5 protein-coding genes are annotated in these 5,047 nt (G+C 33.0%); 2 read left to right on the forward strand and 3 right to left on the reverse strand.

What is annotated here, in order from left to right; translation table 11 throughout:
- Positions 1 to 173: 173 nt before the first annotated feature.
- The 3 genes from Q0739_RS14565 to Q0739_RS14575 form a co-directional block, all read right to left on the reverse strand.
- A complete protein-coding gene (locus Q0739_RS14565; RefSeq protein WP_298239470.1) occupies positions 174 to 722 on the reverse strand; it encodes a hypothetical protein in 549 nt (182 codons plus the stop codon).
- A 76-nt stretch (positions 723 to 798) separates the two neighbouring features.
- The gene (locus tag Q0739_RS14570) at positions 799 to 1,266 is read right to left on the reverse strand and encodes an Lrp/AsnC ligand binding domain-containing protein (RefSeq protein WP_298239471.1); all 468 of its coding nucleotides are present in this window, start codon (positions 1,264 to 1,266) and stop codon (positions 799 to 801) included.
- Between the two features lie 83 nt (positions 1,267 to 1,349).
- A complete protein-coding gene (locus Q0739_RS14575) occupies positions 1,350 to 2,714 on the reverse strand; it encodes a saccharopine dehydrogenase family protein (protein WP_298239472.1) in 1,365 nt (454 codons plus the stop codon).
- Positions 2,715 to 2,826: 112 nt separating this feature from the next.
- On the opposite strand from Q0739_RS14575, the gene Q0739_RS14580 reads away from it, so the two are divergent.
- Positions 2,827 to 3,246, forward strand: a complete 420-nt coding sequence (locus Q0739_RS14580; protein WP_298239473.1) for a DUF423 domain-containing protein — start codon at positions 2,827 to 2,829, stop codon at positions 3,244 to 3,246.
- A gap of 42 nt (positions 3,247 to 3,288) precedes the next feature.
- Complete coding sequence (pckA, locus tag Q0739_RS14585) at positions 3,289 to 4,905, forward strand: phosphoenolpyruvate carboxykinase (ATP) (protein ID WP_298239474.1); 1,617 nt, start codon at positions 3,289 to 3,291, stop codon at positions 4,903 to 4,905.
- Positions 4,906 to 5,047 lie beyond the last annotated feature (142 nt).

Here is a 5,047-nt window from a genome sequence, read left to right on the forward strand (position 1 = left end):
TTCGGGGTTTTGTTTTATCTAAAATACAACTTATTTTACTGAATATCAAGTATCTGAATCACTTCTGAAAGTGCCTTACTAATAATCAATATAGGTTTCGACAGGCTCAACCTAACAAATTAAATTATAAAGACTTTTTAGACAGCCTCTTTTTGTTTTATATAAATAATTTATTAGAATCGATACCCTAAAGTTATTCCTGCCTTTCCAACAAATTCTAAAGCTTCATCATTGTAGTCGCCAAAAAGATTTCTACCAAAGCCAAAACTTATTTCTCCAATAAATCCGCTGTTGGTAATCCACTTACCCCCTAGTCCTATTCCCAATGCGAAATCTGTAACAGATTCTTTCTCTAGAATAGGGTCAAATCCATTAGAAATGAATAAATACTCGTTTACCGAATTCAACATTCCAAATCCCTCTAAAAAGAATCCTGCAGCATATTTATTACCAAAATAAAATCTGTAATAAGGAGAAATGTAATAATTAATATCTTCACTTATATCATTATCGTACGGAAGAAATACTGAAATACCAGCACCAGATTCTTCATTTAATGTTCGTTCATAGGTGATTTCAAACGCTCCAGCTATTAAAAATAATGCATTAAGCTTTACTTCATTAAAGTTTGTTTGTAACGAACTACTATTTGTCTCTTCTTGAGAAAAAGAATTAAACGTTAATAATGTCGCACATAGGCTAACTAAAAAATACTTCTTCATTTTATAGATTTAATATTAGAATATAAATAATGGATGCAATATTACAAAAAGAGTTGCGTAAGAAAAGGCTTTATCTCTAAATCTTTATCTGTCTATCTATTTGCTGATCTAAAGAGATAAACGTTTCGGTTCTGGCTACGCCAGAAATATCTTGAAGTGTATTTAACAGCTGCATTAGATGGTCGTTATTTCGGCATAAAACCTTTAAAAAAACATTCCAATTCCCTGTTGTGTAATGACATTCTAATACCTCTGGAATCCGTTTGAGTAATTTAATAATTGTAGAAGCATCTCCTGCTTTATCAAAATAAACACCAACAAAAGCCGATGTAGAAAATCCCAAAACCTCAGGGTTTACAATAAATTTAGATCCAGAAATTAACCCCGATTTCTCAAGTTTTCGAAGCCGTTGATGTATTGCCGCTCCAGAAATACCAACATTACGAGCAATTTCTAAAATTGGGGTTCTAGCATCTTGCATTAATGTTCTTAGTATTTTTTTATCAATACCATCTATGGTTATGGTTTTATTTGTTCGCTTCATCCTTATTTCAATTTAAAACATAAAAGTAATTAATTGGTTTTAAATTGAAATAGATTTTTGGACAATTAGAGAGAATTAAATCACTAATTATTTAACGGGTTATAACCCAAGTATGGCACTTCCTTTTCGTTAAATACAACTCCAAAACTTTCGAGTTCTTTTAAAATAGGTTCATACACTTCTCTTGTAATAGGAATTTGAACCCCAGGCGTTGTTATCTTTTTATTTAAAATGGCAAGTGCTGCCGTAGCAACTGGCAAACCGACTGTTTTTGCCATAGCTGTATACGTTTGGTCTTCTCCAAGTACTACCATATTAGAATCAATTTGGTGCTTTTTCCCATTCAACTCGTACCCAAATTTATGATACATAACAATCATATCCTTATCATCTTGTGCGAGCGTCCAGCTGTCCATAAGGATTTTTTGAAGTATTTGTGCTGGAGTTGCTTTTTTGAGTTCTACATGTTTATTAGGGTTAAATATATCCAGTTCTTCCAATTTATCCCAAACTATGTCATCTTGGTCAATTTTAAGTGCGTGTCGTAACTTTAGCTCAACAGAATCGGTATGACTATAAGGTAAAAAAGCATTTACAAAATCGCGATAACTCATATTTTCACTATCATCTATTGTATAGCTATCATCTGTCATACCAAGTATGATAAAAATATTCCAAGCACGACTAAAACCAACGCGCCTCATCGTTCCACGATAAAGTGTCTTCACATCATCCAATCCATAAACACTTTGATATTTTAATGAATCTCTATTAGCATAGGCTTCAAAACGTCCAAATCCATCAATATGTAAAAATTCTGTTCGTCTAAATAATCTATGATAAGGGATGTACTTATAGGTACCTTCCTGCAAAAACTTAGCAGCACCGCCTTGTCCCGCAGTTACAACATTTCTAGGATTCCAAGTAAATTTATAATTCCACAAATTGGTGTCACTTTCTGGTGCCACTAATCCGCCTGTAAAAGATTCAAATAAAATAACATTCCCACCCTTATCTCGAATATCATCCAAAACCTGCATCGCACTCATATGATCGATTCCTGGGTCTACTCCTATTTCATTCATTAGTATCAATCCTTTTGCTTTGGCTTCTTTATCTAAAGCCTGCATTTCTGAACTAACATAAGATGCCGTGACCATATTTTTTTCATACAAAATACAATCCTTTGCCACCTCAATATGAAAACGAGCTGGAAGCATAGAAACAACAATATCTGCTTTTTTTATAGCCGTAGCTCTTGTATCGGCATCAAAAACATCAAACTCAATTGCTTCAGCATGTTTATGATTATTAATTAACTTTTTAGCGTTGTTAATACTCAAATCTCCAACAGTTATATAAAGGTTTTCTAAAGTAGACTTATCTAGGAGATATTTTATAAGGTATGATGATGATTTTCCAGAACCAATGATTAAAATTTTTCGCATTTCGGACTTTGTTGAGTAATTTTGTTTTAACTAATGAAGCTATTAAAAGCACTTTTTATTTTACGAATTTAATAAAATTAAAAGGGATTTATTACGAATAATATATATAAATATGAACAAATCAACATTAATTACCGCATCTATTCTTGGTGTTTTAGGAATCATTTTAGGAGCCTTTGGTGCCCATGGTTTAAAAGAATTAATAACACCTGAAGCACAACAAACTTTCGAAACAGGTGTACGCTACCAAATGTACCATACACTTTTTTTGTTATTTGTTGGTAGCACCAATTATATTAAGCCAAAAGGAAAAAAAATAATACTTTTTTTAACCGTGTTGGGTCTATTATTTTTCTCTGGCTCAATTTATGGTTTAGCTACTAATTCAATAACAAATTTTGACTTTAAAACGATTGGATTTATTACACCAATAGGAGGCTTACTCTTAATATTGGCTTGGGTTGTAATGTTTGTGGATTTTTTAAAGATAGCCCCTAAAAATCATTCAAAAACAATGAATGTATTCAAATAATAGTATTAATTTTGCGTGATAAATAATTTTTTTATCAAAAGTATGGAAAATTACGACCAACTTACGAAAACGATTTCGTTGGAAAAATACGGAATTAAAAATGCAACAATTAATTATCAATTACCTCCAGACGAATTACACAAAATTGCTATCGAAAAAGAACAGGGTGTTGAAGCCTCTTCGGGTGCTTTAGCTGTTAATACTGGTGAATTTACAGGGCGTTCTCCTAAAGATCGATTTATTGTAAAAGACGATATTACCAAAGATCGTATCTGGTGGGGTGATATCAACATTCCTTTTGATTCTGAAAAGTTTGATAAACTCTATGATAAGGTTGCAGATTACTTATCTAATAAGGAAGTTTTTGTAAGAGACAGTTATGCTTGTGCAGATGACAATTACAAATTAAACATTCGAGTTATAAATGAATACTCTTGGAGTAATCAATTTGCTTATAACATGTTCTTACGACCTAGCGAAAAAGAATTAGAAAGTTTTACTCCAGAATGGACGGTTGTAAATGCACCAGGGTTTATGGCTATCCCAGAGGTAGATGGTACGCGTCAACATAACTTTGCCATATTAAACTTTACAAAAAAAATAGCTTTAATTGGGGGTACTGGATATACTGGAGAAATTAAAAAAGGTATTTTTTCGGCCTTAAATTTTATTCTCCCTGTATTTAAAGAAACTTTACCCATGCACTGTAGTGCTAATGTTGGAAAAGATGGCGATACAGCCATATTTTTTGGGCTTTCGGGAACAGGAAAAACAACGCTATCTACAGACCCTTATAGAAGCTTAATTGGCGATGACGAGCATGGTTGGACAAAAGAAAACACCATTTTTAATTTTGAAGGAGGCTGCTACGCAAAAGTAATTAATCTATCTAGAGATAGCGAACCAGAAATTTTTGATGCTATTAAAAAAGGTGCTATTCTTGAAAATGTTATTTTAGACAGTGATGGTCATGTAGATTTTGAAAATACGTCTATTACTCAAAATACCAGAGTTAGCTATCCTATTGATCATATAGAGAATATCCAAATACCATCAACTGGTAAAAATCCAAAGAATATTTTCTTCTTAACAGCTGATGCTTTTGGGGTATTACCTCCAATATCTAAGCTTACTCCTAGTCAAGCAGCGTATCATTTTATTTCAGGTTATACGGCTAAAGTTGCTGGTACAGAAGCTGGAGTGAAAGAACCTGTACCTTCTTTTTCGGCATGCTTTGGCGCACCCTTTATGCCATTGCACCCATCAAAATATGCTGAAATGTTAAGTAAAAAAATGATTGATGCTGGTGTAAATGTTTGGTTAGTAAACACAGGTTGGACTGGTGGCCCTTATGGTGTTGGTACACGAATGAAATTGAAATACACGCGCGCTATGATTAATGCTGTTTTAGAAGGACATTTAGGATTATATAATTACGATGATTACCATATCCACTCGGTATTTGGTGTAGCACAACCAAGATCTTGCCCAGGTGTACCAACAAGTGTATTAAGCCCCAGAGCAACTTGGAATGACGATGAAGCTTACTATAAAATGGCTTTTAAACTAACTAATGCTTTTAGAGAAAATTTTAAAAAGTTTGAAGCCCATTGCACAGAAGAAATAAGACGTGGTGGGCCGCAGCGTTATGCGTTCTAGAGTTTAAATAAAAGTGACTAATTCAAAAATCAAAAAAAAAGCGATTTCAAAATTTTGAAATCGCTTTTTAGGCACTTTCAGAAGTGATTCAGATACTTGATATTCAGTAAAATAAGTTGTATTTTAGATAAAACAAAACCCC

This window comes from uncultured Algibacter sp., assembly GCF_947487605.1.
Classification (GTDB): Bacteria; Bacteroidota; Bacteroidia; order Flavobacteriales; family Flavobacteriaceae; genus Algibacter_D.

Excerpts from the sequence above, each read along its gene's own strand:
- Q0739_RS14565 (WP_298239470.1), bottom strand. The coding sequence starts at position 722 with ATGAAGAAGTATTTTTTAGTTAGCCTATGTGCGACATTATTAACGTTT.
- Q0739_RS14570 (WP_298239471.1), bottom strand. The coding sequence starts at position 1,266 with ATGAAGCGAACAAATAAAACCATAACCATAGATGGTATTGATAAAAAA.
- Q0739_RS14575 (WP_298239472.1), bottom strand. The coding sequence starts at position 2,714 with ATGCGAAAAATTTTAATCATTGGTTCTGGAAAATCATCATCATACCTT.
- Q0739_RS14580 (WP_298239473.1), top strand. The coding sequence starts at position 2,827 with ATGAACAAATCAACATTAATTACCGCATCTATTCTTGGTGTTTTAGGA.
- pckA (WP_298239474.1), top strand. The coding sequence starts at position 3,289 with ATGGAAAATTACGACCAACTTACGAAAACGATTTCGTTGGAAAAATAC.